Annotated in this window: 14 protein-coding genes and 4 pseudogenes; 2 read left to right on the top strand and 16 right to left on the bottom strand. The window is 51.0% G+C overall.

The window, feature by feature from the left end:
* Window positions 1-109: 109 nt before the first annotated feature.
* The 13 genes and pseudogenes from LPQ25_RS20720 to LPQ25_RS20660 form a co-directional block, all read right to left on the bottom strand.
* Window positions 110-1,370, bottom strand: a pseudogene (locus tag LPQ25_RS20720) (PTS galactitol transporter subunit IIC).
* A gap of 88 nt (window positions 1,371-1,458) precedes the next feature.
* Window positions 1,459-2,454 (bottom strand): 2-hydroxyacid dehydrogenase, encoded by a 996-nt coding sequence (locus tag LPQ25_RS20715; protein WP_004177325.1) that lies wholly within the window; start codon window positions 2,452-2,454, stop codon window positions 1,459-1,461.
* A gap of 16 nt (window positions 2,455-2,470) precedes the next feature.
* The gene (locus LPQ25_RS20710) at window positions 2,471-3,232 is read right to left on the bottom strand and encodes an SDR family NAD(P)-dependent oxidoreductase (RefSeq protein WP_004204674.1); all 762 of its coding nucleotides are present in this window, start codon (window positions 3,230-3,232) and stop codon (window positions 2,471-2,473) included.
* An 11-nt stretch (window positions 3,233-3,243) separates the two neighbouring features.
* Window positions 3,244-4,782: an FGGY-family carbohydrate kinase gene (locus LPQ25_RS20705; RefSeq protein ID WP_014907999.1), complete on the bottom strand. Its 1,539-nt coding sequence runs from the start codon at window positions 4,780-4,782 to the stop codon at window positions 3,244-3,246.
* A 20-nt stretch (window positions 4,783-4,802) separates the two neighbouring features.
* A pseudogene (locus LPQ25_RS20700) lies at window positions 4,803-5,246 on the bottom strand (glycerol-3-phosphate responsive antiterminator); the annotation flags it as partial.
* 46 nt (window positions 5,247-5,292) lie between these two features.
* The gene (locus LPQ25_RS20695; protein ID WP_004225014.1) at window positions 5,293-6,261 is read right to left on the bottom strand and encodes an IS5 family transposase; all 969 of its coding nucleotides are present in this window, start codon (window positions 6,259-6,261) and stop codon (window positions 5,293-5,295) included.
* 29 nt (window positions 6,262-6,290) lie between these two features.
* Window positions 6,291-6,419 (bottom strand): annotated as a pseudogene (locus tag LPQ25_RS20690) (glycerol-3-phosphate responsive antiterminator); the annotation flags it as partial.
* A gap of 14 nt (window positions 6,420-6,433) precedes the next feature.
* Window positions 6,434-7,225, bottom strand: coding sequence for a class I fructose-bisphosphate aldolase (locus tag LPQ25_RS20685; RefSeq protein WP_002889868.1), 792 nt, complete (start codon window positions 7,223-7,225; stop codon window positions 6,434-6,436).
* Window positions 7,226-7,740: 515 nt separating this feature from the next.
* The gene (locus LPQ25_RS20680; protein ID WP_014907997.1) at window positions 7,741-7,950 is read right to left on the bottom strand and encodes a hypothetical protein; all 210 of its coding nucleotides are present in this window, start codon (window positions 7,948-7,950) and stop codon (window positions 7,741-7,743) included.
* A gap of 218 nt (window positions 7,951-8,168) precedes the next feature.
* A complete protein-coding gene (gene lpdA, locus LPQ25_RS20675; RefSeq protein WP_012737447.1) occupies window positions 8,169-9,566 on the bottom strand; it encodes a dihydrolipoyl dehydrogenase in 1,398 nt (465 codons plus the stop codon).
* Window positions 9,556-11,091, bottom strand: a complete 1,536-nt coding sequence (locus tag LPQ25_RS20670; RefSeq protein WP_012737448.1) for a 2-oxo acid dehydrogenase subunit E2 — start codon at window positions 11,089-11,091, stop codon at window positions 9,556-9,558. The genes lpdA and LPQ25_RS20670 overlap by 11 nt, the downstream gene beginning before the upstream one ends.
* A 3-nt stretch (window positions 11,092-11,094) precedes the next feature.
* Window positions 11,095-12,114: an alpha-ketoacid dehydrogenase subunit beta gene (locus tag LPQ25_RS20665; RefSeq protein ID WP_014907996.1), complete on the bottom strand. Its 1,020-nt coding sequence runs from the start codon at window positions 12,112-12,114 to the stop codon at window positions 11,095-11,097.
* Between the two features lie 11 nt (window positions 12,115-12,125).
* Window positions 12,126-13,085 (bottom strand): thiamine pyrophosphate-dependent dehydrogenase E1 component subunit alpha, encoded by a 960-nt coding sequence (locus LPQ25_RS20660; RefSeq protein ID WP_012737450.1) that lies wholly within the window; start codon window positions 13,083-13,085, stop codon window positions 12,126-12,128.
* Window positions 13,086-13,339: 254 nt separating this feature from the next.
* Here LPQ25_RS20660 and LPQ25_RS20655 point away from each other — a divergent pair, with 254 nt between their 5' ends.
* Complete coding sequence (locus LPQ25_RS20655) at window positions 13,340-16,105, top strand: LuxR C-terminal-related transcriptional regulator (protein WP_012737451.1); 2,766 nt, start codon at window positions 13,340-13,342, stop codon at window positions 16,103-16,105.
* Window positions 16,106-16,632: 527 nt separating this feature from the next.
* On the opposite strand, the pseudogene LPQ25_RS27450 reads toward LPQ25_RS20655, so the two are convergent.
* Together LPQ25_RS27450 and LPQ25_RS20650 are read right to left on the bottom strand one after the other, a co-directional pair.
* Window positions 16,633-16,701 (bottom strand): annotated as a pseudogene (locus LPQ25_RS27450) (hypothetical protein); the annotation flags it as partial.
* 17 nt (window positions 16,702-16,718) lie between these two features.
* Window positions 16,719-17,830, bottom strand: a protein-coding gene (locus tag LPQ25_RS20650; protein ID WP_088476429.1) for an IS3 family transposase whose coding sequence is annotated in 2 segments (ribosomal slippage) — window positions 16,719-17,569 and window positions 17,569-17,830 — 1,113 coding nt in all. Because the reading frame shifts where the segments join, the coding sequence is not laid out codon by codon here.
* Window positions 17,831-18,079: 249 nt separating this feature from the next.
* Here LPQ25_RS20650 and LPQ25_RS20645 point away from each other — a divergent pair.
* On the top strand, window positions 18,080-19,123 hold the full coding sequence (locus LPQ25_RS20645; RefSeq protein ID WP_041937766.1) for a hypothetical protein: 1,044 nt from the start codon (window positions 18,080-18,082) through the stop codon (window positions 19,121-19,123).
* A gap of 266 nt (window positions 19,124-19,389) precedes the next feature.
* On the opposite strand, the gene LPQ25_RS20640 is transcribed toward LPQ25_RS20645, so the two are convergent.
* A complete protein-coding gene (locus LPQ25_RS20640) occupies window positions 19,390-20,427 on the bottom strand; it encodes a hypothetical protein (protein WP_012737456.1) in 1,038 nt (345 codons plus the stop codon).
* Between the last annotated feature and the right edge of the window lie 162 nt (window positions 20,428-20,589).

Raw genomic sequence — 20,589 nt, 5'->3', positions numbered from 1 at the left:
GTCAGATGTTCAAACCAGGGGCGTAGCTGAGCCAGCTATTCAGCGCACAGAATAAGAGGAAGAAACAGAGGGCAACAGTTTGCCCTCTGTTTACTTGAGTGGCCTTGTACTAAGGTGTGGCGCTAAAAAACTCGCCAAATTTGACGGCGAGCCAGCCGACAGGCGTCGTGGCGCCGCCGACGATATTGGTGATCTCGGCCATCCCTTCCGGCACCGGAATATGCGAGTTCACCGCCGCCTGAGTGTATTCTTGCGAAATGTCCGTCCCGACATACAGGATGCAGGTCACGATCAGGGTTCCGGTTATGAACATGCGGAACATATTTCGTTTACAGAACGGCGTGACCATTGCCAGCAGGAACATTAATGAAGCCAGATCGACAAAGGGCAGTACGCGGTTGCCGGGCAGAATGATAGACAGCACCACAGCCATAGGGATTAACAGCAGACCGGTCGCCAGTACCGAAGGTTCACCGATCAGTAACGCCGTATCCATCCCGATGTAAAAATCGCGCCCCGGGAATTTAGCCTTCAGTTTTGCTTCAGCGGCATCACGGACAATCAACAATCCCTGCACCAGAATTTCAATCATTTTAGGCAGCAGCAGCATGGCGGCTGAAACCTTAATGGCCAGTGAAACGGCCGCGGAAACGTCATATCCAGCCAGGAAGGCCAACAGCAGTCCCAGCACAAACCCCAGGGTAACAGGCTCGCCAAAAACGCCGAATTTTTTATTAATACTTTCCGGGTCGAAATTGATTTTATTGATAAGCGGGATCTTATCAATGATGTAATTACAGGCAATGCCAAACGGCACGTAAGCTATACAGGTAAGATGGGGAATGATATCCCTTTAAGATTATAGTTTTTTTGTAAATACGGCGCCGTTAAATCTGCCGCCAATAGCGTCAACACAAAAATAGCGAATGTAATACCGACCGAAAGCCAGTAATTTCCCGTTCCGGCATAGACCACAGACCCATGATCAGGAAAATCCAGTAGTTAAAAATATCGATATTCACCGTTTTGGTTAATTTCAACAGAAGCATGGCCAGGTTGATGACGATAAAGCCCACCACGACGGGCAGCATCAGCGGCGAACCCCAACCAATGGTCGATGCGGTAGGCCAACCGGTATCAACGACCGTTAACTGCAGGCCGATACGCTCAACCATCGCCTGCGATGCCGGGCCCAGGTTTGTCAGCAGCAGGCCAATCACCAGCCCCACCCCTTCAAAACCAATGCCTACCAGCATCCCTGCTTTAAATGCCGTACCGATTTTAACGCCAAAGCAAAGCGCGATAATAAAGAATATTACTGGCATCATTACTGATGCCCCCAGACTAATAATGCTGTTGATAATATCCATAATGATTCCTTAAAAGGCGGGCGAATTGGGCACGAGTAAACCCGTGCCCATTGGGCCCTGTTAATACCTTTAATGGTTCTTTTAATATTTAACTGAGTTTCTTTAAAAGGATCTCAGCGAAGAGTTTGGGCGAATTACTGAATGCGTCAATGGTACTCCCGGCAATATGCGGCGTAATAGTCACGTTATTCAGAGTATAGAATGCACTGTCGTCAGGAAGCGGCTCGTCATCAAAGGTATCAAGCGCGGCGCCCATGATTTGCCCGGATCTGAGCGCATCAATCATCTCTTTTTCATTGATTAACCCGGAGCGTGCTGTGTTAACAATGATGGCACTGCGCTTCATCAGCGCGAAATGGTGTGCGTTAATCAGATTTTCGGTTTCCGGCGTCAGGCGAGCATGTAACGAGATAACGTCGGCGCGTTGTACCAGTTCGTCCAGAGAATCGACTTTCTCATAACGTTCATGGCCTGCAACGTACTTATCGTAAAAGATAATCTCCGTGCCAAAGCCGCTGAGAAATCCCGCGACCAGTTGGGCAATATGACCGAGGCCAACCAGCCCCACGACTTTTCCGCCAAGCTCAGGGATTGCCTGATGGTTCGGGCTGTCTTTACGCCAGTATTTGTCACGCAGGGCATCGTGTGAACGGGCAATATTGCGCATTTCCGCCAGGATCATGCCGACCGTGAATTCGGCGACGCTGCGAGCGTTACGCCCCGGGGTGTTCATCACCTCAACGCCCCGGGCGTTCGCCACCTGAAGATTCACGTTTTCCACACCACCGCGGAGCACGCCTACATATTTCAGCTTTGGTAGTTTATCGAACACCGCAGTATTGACCGGGGCAAACTGAGTGATCAGGATGTCAATATCATCCGTTCCCTGAAGCAGCGCTTCCGGTAAGGCCACGGCTTCTGCTCCTTCCTGTTCAACCCGCAGATTATCTTCCTGAAGTTTCTCAACGGAGCCATGTGACCACTCGCGTACTTCTACTTCAATCCCGTTATCCCTGAGCGCTTTCAGTCCTGATTCCATCATCGCTGCATTGATAAACAGATCGGCAATTGCCAGACATTTCATAATGATTCTCCCTAGATTAACGCATCAACATACCGCCGGTAACGTCCAGAGTTGCTCCCGTCATATAGCTGGTCTTAGGAGAAACCATGAAGACACCGATGTCGGCAATTTCTTGCGGCTGGGCCACGCGGCCCACCGGAATACGACTGACGTAATAGTCAGGGTTTTGCTCAATGTTCTTACGGATCATCGCAGTATCCATGATCCCGACGGCGATATTGTTCACATTGATTTTTTGTTTGGCGACTTCCCGCGCCAGAGAGATAGCAAAGGCGACCAGGCCGGCCTTACTTGCCGCGTAGTGCGCATGTCCCGTCGTGGAGCCGTGGAACGCGGCCTGCGAGGTAATATTCAGAATGCTGCCCATCTGGTCATGCTGCAGGCAGTGATTTACAAACAGCTGGCTGAGATGGAAGATGGCTTTCAGATTGACATTCATCACCAGATCCCAGTCCTGCGGGCTGATCTCGGTGACGTAGCCGCTCAGCCAGATCCCGGCGTTATTCACCAGAATGTCGGCTTTACCCAGTCTGTCGATACAGGTGGCAAACAGATTTTCCCGGCTCTGTTCGTCAGAGAGATCGGTTTTGACCGCGATGATCTCTACGTTCGCGCTGGCCTTCACCGTTTCGATCAGCCGTTCGGGATGCTCTTCCTCACGCATATAGGTAAAGCAGATATTGACGCCTTCTTTGGCGAGAGAAAGAACAAACTCTTTCCCCAGGCCGGTTGCGCCGCCTGTCACGATGGCCGTACGATTCGTTAAATTCAGATCCATTTTTTCCTCACTTAGTGCGCGATGTAGTTGCTGCAGCTTTTCCACGGCGACTGCATTTCTGATAACAGGTTTTTATAAAGCTGGTATTTGGTCTGGTAGACCCGGTGGTTTTCCGGATTAGGGGAGACGGTGCGTGAGACATGGACCATGTCGTTTGAGGCAGCAAATACCTCCGCAAACCAGCCCACCATAACGGCGGCGGTCATCGCGGTACCCAGGGTCCCGTGCTCTTTGACGTCAACGATTTCCAGCGTGGCCTGGAAGATATCGGCGAATATCTGCAGCCAGACCGGGGAGTTCGTGACGCCGCCAGCAATACGAATAGTGCGGCTTAGCTTCGGGTTAATATTGCGTAAGCGCTCGGTGTGGTAGAGATGGCTGAAGGCAACGCCCTCATAAATCGCCCGCAGAAAATGGGCTTTTTTATGGAAGCTGTTGACACCGATAAAGCCGGCCGAGGCGTCGGGAATGGTGTTAGAGCCAAACACGAACGGAAAGAACAGCAGGTGGCTTTCATCCGGCGTCGTTGATGAAACCAGCTTATTACACAGGTCATAGACCGACGATCCTTGTTCGGCGGAGGTTTTCCGATCGCTCTCCATAAAGTTGTTAATAAACCACTCCAGGTTGCTCGCGGAGGTGGGGCTGGCCTCGGTGATGAGCCATTTACCTTCAATGGGATAAATGGAGGTCATAAACAGATCTTTATCAATAACCGGGTGGTCGGTAACGTATTCGTTTATGCTCCAGGTGCCGGTGACGATCGCCATCTTATCGAGACTGTTAATCCCCGAGGCAATGGAAGAGGCCGAGATATCAAACACCCCGCCAGAAACCGGCGTACCTGCGCATAAACCGGTCAGACGGGCCACGTCGTCAGTGATTTTTCCGCAGCATTCTGTTGAGCGTTTGATGGGGGGCAATTTGTCCCGCAGTTCATCAAGTCCCCACCATGCCAGTAGTTCATCGTCATACTTGCAGTCACGTACGTTGATCAGGTTGGTCCCTGAGATATCGGTCAGCTCAAGAAAAGCCTCTCCGGTCAGGTAAAAACGGATCAGGTCCTTGACCATAAAAATATAACGCGCTTTTTGCAGCGTCTCGGGCTCGAAATTCTTCAGCCATGCCAGCAGGGCGACAGGTTGTCCGGCCCAGATGGACTGCATCGTTTTTGGCAAAATGTCGGTAAGGAATTCTGGCGAGCGTTGCCATCTCTCAACGTACTCTTTTGCCCGGCTATCGGTGGATATAATGCCGTTACGCACCGGGTGACCTTCTTCGTCGACCAGATACAGACCGTTACCATGACCGGTGACGGCCACTCCTTTTATCTGGCTGGCGTCGATACCTGATTGCTCAATCGCTTTTTTAATCACTTCGACATTCGCGGCCCACAGCTCATCGATACTGCGCTCTGTGTGGAATTCCCGAGGTGTCAGCATCTGCGTGGATTTTGAGGCGATGGCGAGCACCTGTCCTTTACGGTCATAGATGGCTGCCTTGGTGACGGTTCCACCATTGTCGATGCCCATGACGTATTCATCTTTCATTCGCGTGGACTCCTTATTGGTTACCATAAGCCGGGCTCGCTGGTGGTTATCCCTTTAAATCCGGCATGGAATATTTTATCTACAAGGTATTTGCGCTTAACAAAGCCTCCGGCGATGAATACCACATCAAAGCCTTTCAAATTTCGGCTAATCAACTCCAGACACTGGCAGGCATATTCAGCAGGTAAGATTTCAATTGCGTCCGGTGGACTGTGTTTAACAATATCGAGCGACTGATCAAGCGATCGCGAATCGATAAGTAAAACCCGATATACGGTCAGCAATCCCTCTTTTTTGGCGTAGCGTAGCGCGGAGAGATTGGAAGAAATAACACCATCAACCTTGTAATAATTTTTCAGCAGATTGATCCCCGCCTGATCCGGTTTAAAGCCGCCCAGTAATTCAAGGTGAACGAGGACCTTCTTACCGCTTTGATGGCATTTGCCAATCAGCGAGGCTTTGTTGAATAAATAAGATTTCGTGCGAACGACCCTGTAGCTGGCTGGATTTTCAGGCAATACGCACGCTTTCTGGCATCCCAGCCTTTGTCATCCTGTTCAACGCACGCACCATGGCCATAGCTTCCGCTACCTGACCATCGTAGTCACGCAGCGTCAGTGAATCTCCCAACAACTGCTTCATTCTGTACATTGCCGTTTCCGCTATCGAGCGACGGTTATATTCCGTTGTCCATTTCCACCGTGCATTGCTTCCGCTCAGCCGCTGATTAGCAACGGCACGGTTGCGGTCTGCGTACTCACCGGGCCAGTAACCTGCTCCTTTTCGGGGAGGAATAAGCGCGCTGATTTTTTTGCGGCGCATTTCATCGTGACAAAGCCGTGTATCGTAAGCCCCGTCTGCCGCGGCTGCCCTGATTTTTCTGTGAGTCTGCCGGATAAGGCCCGGGAAGGCTTCTGAGTCCGTGACGTTATTCAGCGACAGGTCTGCACAGACAACTTCATGTGTGTTGCTGTCAACAGCAAGATGCAACTTTCGCCAGATACGACGGCGCTCTTTGCCGTGCTTTCTGACTTTCCATTCGCCTTCACCAAAGACCTTCAGCCCGGTGGAATCAATCACCAGGTGTGCGATTTCACCCCGGGTGGACGTTTTGAAACTGACATTAACCGACTTTGCCCGCTTACTGACACTGGTGTAATCCGGGCAGCGCAACGGAACGTTCATCAGGGCAAAAATGGAATCAATAAAACCCTGCGCAGCCCGCAGGGTCAGCCGGAATACGCGTTTAATCACCAGAACGGTGGTGATGGCGAGATCAGAATAGCGCTGGGGCCTTCCTCGTGATGAAGGCGTTGCCGACTCATACCAGGCCTGAATCGCCTCATCATCCAGCCAGAAAGTGAGGGAGCCACGGTTGATGAGAGCTTTGTTGTAAGTGGACCAGTTGGTGATTCTGAACTTTTGCTTTGCCACGGAATGGTCTGAGTTGTCGGGAGGATGCGTGATCTGATCCTTCAACTCAGCAAAAGTTCGATTTATTCAACAAAGCCAATCAGCGACTGCAGATTGCCGATATTCGCTTCGGATAGCAGCACATATTCTGACTGGCAGGATAATGCTTTCTCAAAGTATTTATACTTCCTGATGGAAGGGATGATGGTGTTATTTGAAATCATATTAATTTCCGATGTTATTTAGCCATGTAGAGGCTGTATGCATCTTCCGCTGTTGCGTTTTCATGGATGATGGCATTCAGACCTGCTACCACTTTCGCCGGCTGCGGATCCTGGGTAATGTTTCTTCCCACAGCAACGCCTTTCGCACCCATCTGCATACAGTGCTGAACAAATTTGAAGTAACCGTCGATGCCGGTTTTTGGCCCTCCTAAGGCAAGCACCGGCACGCCAGCAGCTTCAACGATCAGTCGGTCCTCTGGTGAACCGGTAAAACGCGTTTTGATGACGTCCGCGCCCAGCTCCACCGCGGCGCGGGCCGATGCAGCGATGATGGCCGGATTGTTAGAGTCATCGCTGGTGACGGGATAACCATACGGGAGCGATTCGACAATCAGCGGTACATTCCAGCGATCCGCTGCCTGTGCGAGTTGCATCGCCATAATGTGGGTTTTTTCTTCATTGAAGGCGCCGGGGAAGGTCATGCAGACCACGCCCTCGGCAGCGACTTTAAGCGCATCTTCGACGGAAAAAACGGGGGTAGTATCGGGAACGGTATTGTCAAAGATACTGACCGTGCTGTCGACGCGTAACACAACGGGAACGCTGTTCAGTGCTTCCCGATAATTCTTCAACATGCCGTACGTGACAAGCGCGCAATCCAGGCCGTGTTCCACCAGAGCAGGGAGCTGATTTATCGTATTATCAATACCATTTGTTTTCGTGGAAAAATAGTAGCCATCCAGCGCTAAGGTCACGGATTTACCGTCTTTTGCGAATATTCTTGAGAGACGACGTTCTTTAGACATTTGTTTACTCCTGAGATAAAAAAACAAAAAAAAAGCCCTCAGAGACTCGCGTCTCTGAGGGCTTTCTGTTCACATACCCTTTTGATAATGGTTCAGGGATCCAAAGCATTATCAATACAATTTTTTAGCAAAGTGAGAAAGGTTTAACTTTTGTTTAAATTAAATCTGTTCTCTTGCGTGATTAAATAACTAACACACGCGATAACTTATTGTCCAGTTGGTATCGTTGAAATGAGAGATTCATCACATCAATATGTTGTATTACCTGAGAAGTTCTGGGTTAAATACAGAAACCGACCCCTTAAAAACCAGGCAATAACGCATCCGGACAAGGGGAGAACGCCAGGCGTTTATTTCATCCGCATGAAGAACGCATCCATGCATGCTCCAGCCTTCAGGTCGTCATCCCCAAACGCGCATTTATTCCTGTCCGGATGGCGTACGAAAACGCTATAGCAATGTTGTCGGCATGGCGGTCTGTCCCCGGGATGATTTCCTCTAGCCGCCCGGGCAAATTACTCGTCCGCTTTGTGCGCCCAGGCAGGCATCGCCGTCAGGTAACGTTTTGCCCGTTTCCGTGATTCCGCTACGCCCACCTTTTGCCAGGCGTCGAGAAAAGCCGCCAGACCGGATACGGCCTCTTCCCAGGATTTCAAATTACCGTCGCTGTCGCAGCAATACGCGCAATATTTATCGCTGGCCCCTTGCGCATCGGGTGCGGACATCGGCATTCCGCAGGCCTGGCAAAACCTTTCGTGCTGTGTCATAGAGCGCTCCTCCTGTCGTTTGGTTGTCTACTAAACATACAGAATTTACGCATGGCGCTTAGCGTTTCAGATCAATAGATCCTGCCGTAACCGTTGTTGGGGATCTTCTGCCGGGGAGTGCGGGAGGGATAACGGGAACTTACTCCGTATCGCACAGCTATCGCCTCCCTTATTTTTTATTGATGCAACGGTTGGTCGCAGGCCGCGAGGATTGATTCATGCATCGCTTCGGAAAGTGTCGGATGCGCAAAGATCATCGACAGGAGACTTTCGTCTGTGGCCTCCAGGTGACGGGCGATGCCAAAGCCCTGGATCTGTTCCGTGACCTGTGCGCCAACCATATGCGCGCCCAGCAACTCGCCGGTTTCAGCATCGAAAATCGTCTTCACAAAACCCTCTGTCTCGCCGCTGGCCAGCGCCTTACCATTGCTCTGATAAGAGAACTTACCGATCCTGACGGGCCGTCCCCTGGCCAGGGCCGTCGATTCCGTCAGGCCCAGACTGGCAACCTGGGGCCGGGCATAAGTGCAACCAGGCACATAGTCGCGATCGAGAGGGTGGGCGCCTTCGACACCGGCCAGTGTCTCAACGCAGATCACGCCTTCGTGGCTGGCCTTGTGCGCCAGGCACGGCGGGCCGGCTACATCGCCGATGGCATAAAGCCCGAATACGTTAGTGCGACAAGCCGCGTCCGTCTTGATAAAACCGCGGTCTAACTCGACGCCCAGTGCTTCCAGCCCCAGATCTTCAATATTCGGCTGTACGCCAACCGCCAGCAGCACACGTTCGACATCCTGAGAATATTCGCCGCCGGTGTTGTTTAGTGTGCAGCGCACCCCGGTATCGGTGAGCTGTACTTGCGTCACCAGGGTCTGGGTATGGATCTGAATATCGCGTTTTTCGAATGACTTACGCACTGCTGCAGACACCTCGGCATCTTCCACTGGCAAAATCTGCGACGCTAGCTCGACCAGCGTCACTTTACAGCCCAGATCGTTATAGAGGCTGGCGAACTCGACGCCAATTGCCCCTGAACCGATGATTAAGAGCGACTTGGGTAAAAGCTTAGGCCGCAGCGCCTCGAAATAGGTCCAGATATGTTCGCCATCTGGCGCTATGCCTGGCAATGCGCGTGGTCGGGCGCCGGTTGCCAGGATCACGTGATCGGCCCGGTAATCGCGCGCCTCCCCTCGGGCATCCTCGACCGTGATTTGCCCCTTGCCGCGCAGCCGCGCGGTGCCATCAATGACCTGCACGCCATTTTTCTTCAACAGGTACGCAACCCCAGCGGTGAGCTGTTGCGATACGGTACGGCTAAACTGCACCAGTTTCTGCAGATCGACGTTCACCTCGCCCACGCTGATGCCCAGCTGACTGGCATGGGTGATAGTGTGCGCAACCTCAGCGCCATGCAGCAGCGCCTTGGTTGGAATGCATCCCCAGTTCAGGCAGATGCCGCCCAGATGTTGTTTTTCCACTAATACGGTACGAAGCCCTAGCTGGCCGGCACGGATGGCGGCAACGTATCCCCCAGGACCCCCGCCGATGATCAGCACATCGTATTTATCGTGCATAGCTCGTCTCCTGGATAAACATCAAGGTCGGGGTTTCAATCAGTCGCTTGAGTTCCCGGAGAAAAGCCGCACCTGCCGCGCCATCGATGACCCGGTGATCGCAGGATAGCGATACCGTCATTTGCTGGCGCGCGACGATTTGCCCGTCGCGTACTACCGCCCGGACCTCGCCGGCGCCAATGGCGAGGATTGCGCTTTGCGGTGGATTGATGATGGCGTCAAACTGCCGGACGCCGAGCATCCCCAGATTTGACAGGCTAAAGGTCCCGCCCTGGAACTCTTCCGGCTTCAGCGTGCCCGCTTTGGCTCTGGTCACCAGCGAGTGAATTTCGTTCGATATGTCGCTGATCGATTTCCGGTTCGCCGAGCGAACAATAGGGGTAATTAGCCCGGCAGGCAGCGCAACGGCCACCGAAATGTCGGCATCCGTAAAGCGGCGGATACTTTGTGCCGCTTCATCAAACTGGATATTGACGTCAGGCACGGCCACCAGCGCCAGGGCGCAGGCCTTCACCAGCAGGTCATTCACCGAAATCTTGACGCCGGGTACTTCGCGGTTAATGTCCTGACGTAACGCTAACAGTCGCTCCAGATCGAGATCGACGCTCAAACGGAAATGGGGAGACTGTTGCTTGGACGTTTGCAGGCGAGAAGCGATAGCCCGCCGCATACCGGACATCGGGATGCTCTCAAAGGGTGCCGGGGCACTCTCCTGCACAGGGCTGGTCTGCGGTTGCTCGTCGAGTAACAACGCCGCGGCCAGCACATCATCGCGACTCACCCGACCGCGTGAACCGCTGCTTCGGCAGTCATGTAAGTTGATACCCAGTTTGCCGGCCAGACGGCGCGCCAGCGGGGTGGCCGATACCTGGCTATCATCGGCATGCGAGCGGGGCGCTTTGCTGCGACGAACGGGAGGCGTCGGAGAGGCCAGGCGACCGCCGGCGGCAACGATCGCGCTTTCCAGATCAGATACAGAGATACGATCCCCGCGCCCGCTGCCGCGGACTTTTTTCAGGTCGACACCCCAGCGGGCAGACAGTCGTAACGCATGGGGCGTGGCATTAACCTGAGTCACATCGGTCACGCCTTGCAGACTGACGGGGATGACGGTCTGCCCAACAGGGGGCTCGGGGCTGTTGGATGGCGGGGAAACAACGGAAGCTGGCTTAGCGCCTGCCTGTGCCGCTACGTCCGGCGCGGCAGCCTCCGGGCCTGGGGCTGCGGGTTTCACCGTCGCCAGGCTGGCAGCAAATTCGTCCAGTTCAGCATCGCTGACCGACGCGTCAGCCGCCAGGGCCAGCACGGCGCCTACCTGAAGCGTCTCACCCTCGCGGGCGAGTATCCGACGTAACGTACCGGCAAAGGGGGCCTCCAGCACATTGACGATTTTACTGGTTTCAATCTCACAGATTTCCTGCCCTGGGGTGAAGCTGTCACCCTCCTGGATTGCCCACCGAGCGAGCAAGCCTTCCTCCATGGAAAGCCCCCACTTTGGCATTTCAAGCGTCTTGATTTCGCTCATAGGTTAATCCTCCAGCACTTGACGGACGGCGGCTTCGATACGTTCTACGCCAGGGATCCAGAGTTTTTCGAGAGCAGGGGAGAACGGGACCGGCGTGTGTGGCGGCGTCACCAGCAGAACGGGCGCTTTGAGGAAATGGAATGCCTGGGACGCAATCAGCGCTGCGACATCATGAGCAAAACCGAAGCGTGCCGCGGATTCGTCGACAATCACGACCCGCCCCGTGGACGCCACCGATTCCAGAATCCCTTCCTCATCCAGCGGCGAAATGGTTCGCGGGTCGACCACCTCGACCGAGATCCCCTCTTTCGCCAGCTTGTCCGCCACCTGGTTGGCTTTATGCACCATTGCCGACAGCGCAATGATGGTGACGTCCTCTCCTTCGCGCGTGTAGTTGGCTACACCTAGCGGGATGGTATAGATCTCGTCCGGTACCTCGCCCTTGAGGTCGTACAGCATTTTATGCTCGCAGAATACCACCGGGTCGTCGTCGCGAATGGACTGGATTAACAGACCTTTGACGTCATAAGGCGTCGAGGGCACCACCACCTTCAGTCCAGGCGTGGTGGCAAAGATATTATAGGGTGACTGTGAATGCTGGGCTGCGGCAGAAAACCCCGCGCCGATCATCCCTCGCATCACCAGCGGAGCTCTGGCTTTGCCACCAAACATGTAGCGGAACTTAGCCGCCTGGTTGTACAGCGCATCGTGACTCACGCCAAAAAAATCCATGAACATCAATTCCGCGACCGGCCGCAAACCCGTCGCTGCGGCGCCGGCCGCCATACCGATGATGGCCGACTCGGTAATGGGCGTGTCGATCACCCGATCGGAGCCGAACTGCGTCCACAGCCCTTTAGTGACACCCAGCACACCGCCAAAGGCTTCTATTTTCGCCTCTTCGGGCGCATTTCCGCCATGACCGCCACGCAAGTCTTCACCGATGAGCACCACGCGTTCATCGCGTTCCATTTCCTGAGCCAGGGCTTCCTTGACCGCTTCACGATAGGTTTTTATTGTCATGGTTATCACCCTCAGTATGAGACGTACACGTCTGTCAGCAGGTCTTCCGGAGCCGGGTAGGCAGCGGCGCGGGCCTTCAATACGGCATCGTTGACCAGGGCTTCTACTTCCTCGTCAATCGCCGCCAGTTCTTCCTTGGTGATATGTTGCTTGACCTTAGCGGTGAAAATCTTCAGCGGATCATGTTGTTCACGCAGGCGTTGCACTTCACCTTCCGCACGATATAGCGCGGGATCGCCCTCAAAATGACCATGCCAGCGGAAGGCTTTGGCCTCAATGACGCTTGGGCCACCGCCTTCTCGCGCACGCTTGACCGCCTCTGAGGTTGCCTCATAAACGGCAAAGAAATCGGTGCCATCGACGGTCACTGCCGGCAGGCCGAAGCCAGCGGCGCGCCGGGCGATATCACGCCCACCCACGGCGTAGTCATGGCCGGTCCCTTCGCCGTAACCGTTATTCTCGAAAATAAAGACGGCTGGAAGCTGGAGCACGACGGCCATATTGATGGCTTCAAAGACCAGGCCCTGATTAGAACCACCATCACCCGTAAAAGAGACACCGACGTTGCCGGTTTTTAGCGTCTTTGCCGTTAGCGCGGCGCCGATGGCCAGGGGAGGGGCTCCCCCAACGATAGCGTTCGCACCCAGCATTCCTTTCGACAGATCGGCAATGTGCATCGACCCGCCCTTACCGCGACATAACCCGCTGTCCTTACCGAATATTTCGGCCATCATGCCGTGAATGTCGCAACCTTTAGCAATACAGTGGCCATGTCCCCGGTGTGTTGAACCAATAAAATCTGCGCTCGTTAAATTTTCGCAGACCCCCACCGCGATGGCCTCCTCACCGGTGTAAAGGTGAATGAAGCCCGGAATATCACCGCTGGTATTTTCCTGATGCAACCGCTCTTCAAATGTTCTGATCTCCCGCATCTTGCGGTAAGCCTGCAATAACGCCTGTTTGCTGAGCATCGTTTAATTCTCCTCAATAAAGGTCACCCAGGCGGGGCCAACAGACAGGGCGGATAACCCTGGCCACACCCATGCAATGAATCTACGAGCGGTTAAAGGGAGTGCGAAGCCACCTTCATGGGGGGGGGTAGGTGGGGGTTTTCATGCTTGAGGTCAAACTTTCTAAATTTTGTGTAGCAATAAAGTTTGGCTGCCCCATGTCATCCCGGGGGCTGGCGTACAATTGAAAAAAACAAAGCGAGTAGACACCACGGATGAAGCCATTGGATTTAGAAGGTCGCCAATCACCCTCACTGGTCTCCGGGCCATTGCGGCTGACGCGAGGCTTGCCGCTAATCCTGACCAAATTCGTCCCGCCTCGCTCCTCAATACAATTGCTGGAGCGCCCCCGGCTGCTTCAGCTTCTCAGTCCCGTTCAGCAGTGCCGGCTGGGCGTCGTCTGCGCCGGCGCTGGATTTGGCAAAACCACGCTGTTGGCGCAATGGCATCAGCAGATGGTCGCCCAGGGCGAACGTATTGCCTGGCTGAGCCTCGATGAGGATGATGATGACGTATGGCAGTTTATTCCTTATCTGCTGCAAGCATTGCGTCCACTCTATGCTGACTGGGACGCCGATTTCTGGCGTGACATGGAAGAACAGAAGCTCTCCAGCTCCGAGCAACTGCTGGCCGGGCTCATTAACCAGCTACACTACTGCCCGCATGACGTGTACCTGATTATCGACGACTTCCACGTGATTAACGATCGTGGGGTCTATGAAGCGCTGGGGTATTTAATCAAGCATGCGCCTGCCGCCTTGCATCTGATCATTGGCAGCCGTTTCCACCCGAATCTTGCGCTGAGCCAGCTGCAGGCCCAGGACCAACTGGTGGAAATCTATGATCGAGACCTGCAATTCACGCTCGAAGAAACGAAACACTATTTTAGCCGCACGATTGCGCTACCCCTCAGCAACCACCATGCACAGCGGCTACAGTCCGTGACAGAGGGCTGGATCGCAGGGATGAAGATCGCTTCATTGTCGGCAGAATTACAGAATGATCCCGAGCATCTGTTGCGCAATATGCATGGAGGAACACGGTCCATTGCCCGCTATCTGAAAGAGGTGGTCCTGGATCCGCTGCCGGAAGAGGTTCTCGATTTCCTGGTGAAAACGTCCTTCCTCAGTCGGTTAAATGCCGAACTATGCAATGCAGTGACTGGACGTGATGATAGTAAAGCGATGCTGGCATGGATTGAGCGACACAACCTTTTTTTGTCAGCCCTTGACGAACAAGGCTACTGGTTTCGCTACCATCCTCTGTTGCAGGAAAATCTTCGGACCATGCTGCAGCAGAACAACGATATTGACCGCAAACAGCTATATGAATTAGCCAGTCAGTGGTTCGTCGAACAGAAGCTGTGGTCAGAGGCGGTACGCCATGCGCTCAGCGCAGGCAAGCCGGTGCATAGCCCCGTGCAGGACGGCGCAAGCGCTCAGTCACTGGCGGAAGAAGGGGATATCGATACCCTGATTTCATGGATGCATCATTTACCGCCCAGCACCGATCCGTCGCGCATTGACCTGCAAATTAACCTGGCCTGGGCACTGGCGCATTATTTCCACTTTGATGAGTCGAGGCAGTTGCTTGATAACCTCGATCAGATGGTACTGCATCATCGCGATGATTTAACCCGCAGCACCTGGTGTAAATTGCGCGTTGTGCGGGCAATTTGCGAAGCCTTTGCGGAAAACATCCCGGAGAGTCTGGCTATAGTTCAGCCGTTGCTGGCCGAAGTGCCCTGCGGCGACACCTGGGTTGATGGTCTGATATGCAATATTCTCAGCTATTGCCATGTTGTTAACCAGCGCTATCACGACGCGCTGGAGGTTCAACAGCATATGCCCTCTCCGGAAAGTCCTTTAGATAATCTGTTTGTCTCGGTTTATCGCGCGTTTATCATTGCCCAGTGCCATCTTTGTCAGGGCGATCTGGGAAAAGCCGGGTGGTACGCAGAGAAAACGTTGCGCCAGGCTGAATGTTATACCGGTACCCAGTCGACCAGTGGCGCGACGCTGGCGCCGCTGCTGGCGGAGATAGCCTATGAATGTCAGAGGGGTGACTCGCCCGAGCATCTGTTAGCCGACCGGCTCGAATTCATCGACCGATTCAGTCCACCCGACGCGCTGAGTCGTTGTTATACCTATCTCGCGCGTCAGGCCTTAGATAACGATATGCCCTATGAGGCCGAGCGATTGCTGGAGCATGCGCAGCGTCTTGCGGTGTCTCGCGGCTGGCAACGGCTCCAGGCCATGTTGTTAGCCGAGCAGGTGAGGGTGCGACTGCAGCGCGGCAATTTCACCGGCGCAGAGCAACTGCAGCGACAGCTTGAACAAATGGCCGCCAGCTTCAGAATGGATGCCGAACATCCCTGCCAACGCGCCATCGTTATGTCTGCATCCCTTAGCCGCAGCCGGCTTCTTCTCGCCACAGGCCAGGCACCGCAAGCCTGCGTTTTACTGGCTGAGATGGTCTCCGATCAGGAAAGCCGGGGGGACAGGTTAACCGCAGCGCGTCTACGTACGCTCTGGTCATTGGCCTTGTGGAACAGTGGCAAAACTGCCGCTGCGCGCACGACATTTCAGCCAGTCGTGCAGCTGGCTGAACAACAGCATCTCAAGGGCCTCTTTCTTGAGGCTGGCGATACCTTGCAACCTTTGCTTGCCGGTATGAATGAATCCTCTTCGGCTTGTACAGAGAAAAGGGGAGTGCAGGGATCCTGGGCAGACAAGCGCGGGCCTGTAGACGGAACACCGTTTAATAGTGGAAGCCCCGATATTCCTGGCGAGCTCAGCGAGCGAGAGTTGCAGATATTACAGCTGATCGCTGAAGGTCAGATGAACAAAGAAATCGCTCGCTCCCTCGCGATTTCTGCCGAGACGGTCAAATGGCACATCAAAAACATCTACGCGAAGCTTAAAGTGAATAGCCGCACTCAAGCGATGAGCCGGGCGCTGGAGATGAAATTACTGGATTAACGGTTTGAACAGGGCGGCCTAGGCGCAAAATATTATAAAGACGAGCCACTTTCTTAACGGGGTTATGAGCCACGGATAATCGTGATACTGCTGAGTACATGGGGGCAATCTCAGAATAGTGATGGCAGTTTTGATGCCTTGGCTCAGCGATAAGAACATTCAGGTTAGGGGGGCGACGCCAAGGGAAAGTCATCACAGTGAGGCTTTAGGCGAGTGTTTTCAGTAATGTTTTTATGGAGATGGTGCGATAATAGGAACCAATAAAATACAATAAAAATATGATTTTATTGATAAAAAATCAAAGAATAAAACTATACACATGCCTATACACATTGGCAGCAATGTCCATTTTTCATACGAATTAAGAAACAGAAAAAAACTTTTTTTGGGAAAACTGTTCACTACGCATTTTTATGTCTAATATTCATATGGTTATGTGGTGAATAGTTGGTGAACAGTGAACACTTTACTGTTCACTCTGGCAGGTGTGCAGGTAAAAAAAGACCGGCAGTGCCGGTCCGGGTAGGTTATGTTGCGGTGGGGTCGTCGCACTTCGGCAGCCAGTCGGCATTGCTTTCCTCCCTGAGGGCGAGATTGTGTAAGCGCACCCGTTTTAGTTCCACGCACTTTTTGAGATTTCCGGGGTCTCAGCCATCAGCCGGTATTCTTCCGGCGTCAGGTTATTCAGGGATTCATGGGCGCGCTCGCTGTTATATTCAGCCAGCCAGCGCTCTGTAATTTCACGTGCTTCGTTCAGTGTTCTGAACAGATAAAAATCCAGTATTTCTGTCCGGTACGTCCGGTTGAATCGTTCGATAAAGGCATTCTGTGTTTGCTTGCCGGGCCTGATAAATTCCAGCATCACACCATGCTCTTCTGACCATTGTGCCAGCGTCAGCGAGACCAGCTCCGGACCGTTATCCATCCGCATCTTCAGCGGATATCCGCGGTTTGCCACGATCCTGCCCAGCACTCTGACAACCCGCTGCGCCGGGATATTCAGGTCAATTTCGATCGCCAGCGCTTCCCGGTTATAATCATCCACCACGTTGAAGGTCCTGAAACGTCTGCCACACACCAGCGCATCGTGCATAAAATCGATGGACCAGCTCTGGTTCATCGCCTCTGGTGTTGCCAGCGGAGCCGGATTGCGCACCGGCAGGCGCTGTTTTCCCTTACGGCGAAAATTCAGTTTCAGCAGGTAGTAAATCCGGTGAACGCGCTTATGGTTCCAGGCGTTGCCCTGCCTGCGAAGGACCTGAAAAAGCTTTTTAAATCCGTATCGCGGATAGCGTTCAGCCGCCACGGTCAGCGCCATAATTACCGACTCATCCCGTCGCGTATCCGGCTGATAACGAAATACCGTCCTGCTCAGCGACAATGTCCTGCATGCCTGACGTAAGCTCATGGCAAACTGTGCGGTCAGATAGCTGACCAGCCCACGCTTTATCGCTGGTTTTAAAGTTTTTTTTCAATAACGTCTTTCAGGGCGCGGCATTCGAGGCTCAGGTCCGCAAACATCTGTTTCAGCCGGCGGTTTTCATCCTCAAGGTCCTTCATCTTTTTGATATCAGAGGCTTCCATACCGCCGAACTTCGCTTTCCAGTTGTAATAGCTGGCTTCGGAAATACCGGCTTCGCGGCAGACATCCTTAACGGTACGTCCGGCTTCGACAGACTTCAGAACGGCGATGATCTGGTGTTCGGTGAATCGGGCTTTGCGCATGGCGATCTCCTCCAGGGATATATTCAGTTATGCCGGAAGATCTCTAAATGTGAATGGTCCGGCTTACCGGGATGCTTACATATGGTGTCACTGTGATGGTATCATTAACAATACGTTACGTAAGTTGATGAGTTCAAAGCATCATGTTCTCCCATTTTCCATTTATCTACAGGTAAAACGGATTTTGCGGGACGATGTTATATAACATGCTCTTTGTTTAATGGAGCCAATTTAGTCTTCGGAGGGAAAATGAAGAAACCTGAAAACAAGAAGGATACAATAATCAAATCAACACTATCTAAAACAGCGGATATCGGTGCAAATCTAGTGCTCAGTTTTGTTCCGGGAGGAAATGCAGCTTATGAGCTGGCAAAATTGGGTGTTGAACAAGCTAAAAGATATGTAACAGAACGGCAAGAAAAAAGAATTGCTGATTTTCATACTATGCTCCTAAAACCCAATGCTGACGAGGAGCGTGGACTTGATGATGCATGTATTCAAGCCGTTGACTATCATGCGTTGTTAAACGCATGCCTACAGGACATCGAAGATGAAAAAACTGAACTGTATGCTACCTTAACCCGAAATGCTGCTTTCAGAAAACTTCACTCCAGAGATCTTCGTTTCTTTTGTGTGTCACTCAGCGAAATGACCTTCAATGATCTCGAAGAAATGCGTGTTGCATATATTGCTTCGAAGTTTAAGCTTGTTCCATCGGAGGGGGCGGGTAGATTTGAAAAATCACTTTCACCAGAGCGGTCACCATCGGAGCTTGTTTATGGCCGCAAGCTGATGGAGTTAAGAGGCTTTGTCGAAAATGGAAAAATGAACCAGTATGGTGAAAAATTTGTTCAAGCATGCTATCCAACTGAAAAATTGTTGCCTGAGTCGATAAAAATGTCGGAATGGAAAAATGCTGACTCGCCAATATTTATGCTGTCCTATGAGCTTGATGATCCGTATATTACTCGTTTACACATGCATTTAAGTAGTATGCTAAGAACACATGGATTTAAAACTACTCCGCTGTCTGCTCCTACTGGAAAACTTACTCATTTTACACCGGTCAAAGCCAGTATATTAATATTTAAAAATAATCCTGAAAGAATCATCAATAACATGAATTATATTAGTAGCCTGATGGGGGAAGGCTGCATAGCGGTCCAAATATGTGATGAGTATCCGACAATACTTGAACCATTACGAGAAAAGTTTGAGATAATTATTAATATTAGCAGTGATGATCCATTTTCAGGTGCAACCCAAGTAGTAAATTCTATTCATTCAAAGTAATTAGAGTGAACGTTTAAAATATACCACAGGTAAGGCCAAGTTAGGTGTAAACCAGAACGGGCCATACACCCTTTATCTTATTGATATGAAGATAAGCTAAAACGTTTATTTTAGAAACCCTCAGATATACTGACTATGATATTGCATGTGTAATACCATTTTTTTGCACACGCTGTCTGTCAGATGTAGAAGAAACCTCTGATATAAAATTGTTAGCTGGCATATTAACCAATTTATTCCATATAAAGATTTTCAAAGTAATTAAGTTAATCTTCAACCAATTCATTCTCTAAAGATAATATACAATTAGTTATAAGCTTGAATTTTGACTCGCACTCTTGAGAAGTAAATCTTGCGAAGTTAATAAAATTGCGTTGAAAATTATAGGATTCAAATAACTCATCACAACTGCGCCAGTATGAAGATTGTCGCTGAAAATTATTTCTTACTAATCGTACCGCTTTGTGATCACATCCATCAAAGGAAGGGATAAAATAAATTGACTGTGCTATGTATTTTAAACCTTCATCAGCTGTTAGTAACCAAGTATCTTGAATTACTCCATCCAGCTCCTCATTTGATTGAATCGCAACCACTCTATAATATATAATATCCGATGCTGAATTTAGTGCGTTTTTTAATATGTATTTTTTGTTTCCTTTTTTAAGGAAATTATCGTGTATTTTATCGCAAAATTTCTTGAAAAGTATATCCTTGCATTCATTTGATTCGAAAAAACAATATCTGGCTATTTCTGCTTCAATTACAGTTAAAAAATCAACTTTTGAAACCATATATTCAACATATTTTTCAAATTTTTGTATCGGTGAGTAACCTCTAAAATTCCTCATGATTATTTGAATTAACAGCATAGAAAGATATGATATTGAATGCATATATCTTTCACCCGTTGATAACTCTTTAAAAGTACGTTTAGATTCTTTAGGTGGTGGTAATGCTAAAGAGTTTGGAGCATCAATATAAGTAGGGCAATATTTTTTTAAAAATAGCTCAAATGAAGTATATAGCTCTTCATAATAGTCACGATCGGCTTCGTTAAATGAAAATCCGGGAGAAAGATATAATGGTGACTTATTAAATTCCTTAACAGCATATTGCAAACCTGATTCCTCATAGCCAGTCTTTCCCAAAATAACATCTTTCATTTTCGATATTATATTTAGATCGATGACAACACTAGTCTCCAATCCTTTTCTTCTGTTTTTATGTACTTTTCCAGAGGAAAAAACTGGACTTTTATCGCGATAATGAACAGGTTTAATAAACAATGGGGAGAATGCCATTATATATCCTATTGTTGAACTATTTTATAGCTTTATAGTTAGCACATAAGAATGCGAAAGGCAAAATTTAAGTGACCTAATTGTAAGTTAAGTCACTTTTAGTTCATGTCGTTTATAGTGCAAGTAATATATAAAGAAGATGAATTTCTTCAACTTTGATGG

Origin of the sequence: Klebsiella sp. KPN54798 (genome assembly GCF_021184225.1) — a bacterium.
In the GTDB taxonomy this organism is placed as follows: Bacteria; Pseudomonadota; Gammaproteobacteria; order Enterobacterales; family Enterobacteriaceae; genus Klebsiella; species Klebsiella pneumoniae.
This window is presented reverse-complemented; position numbering and strand designations above follow the sequence as displayed.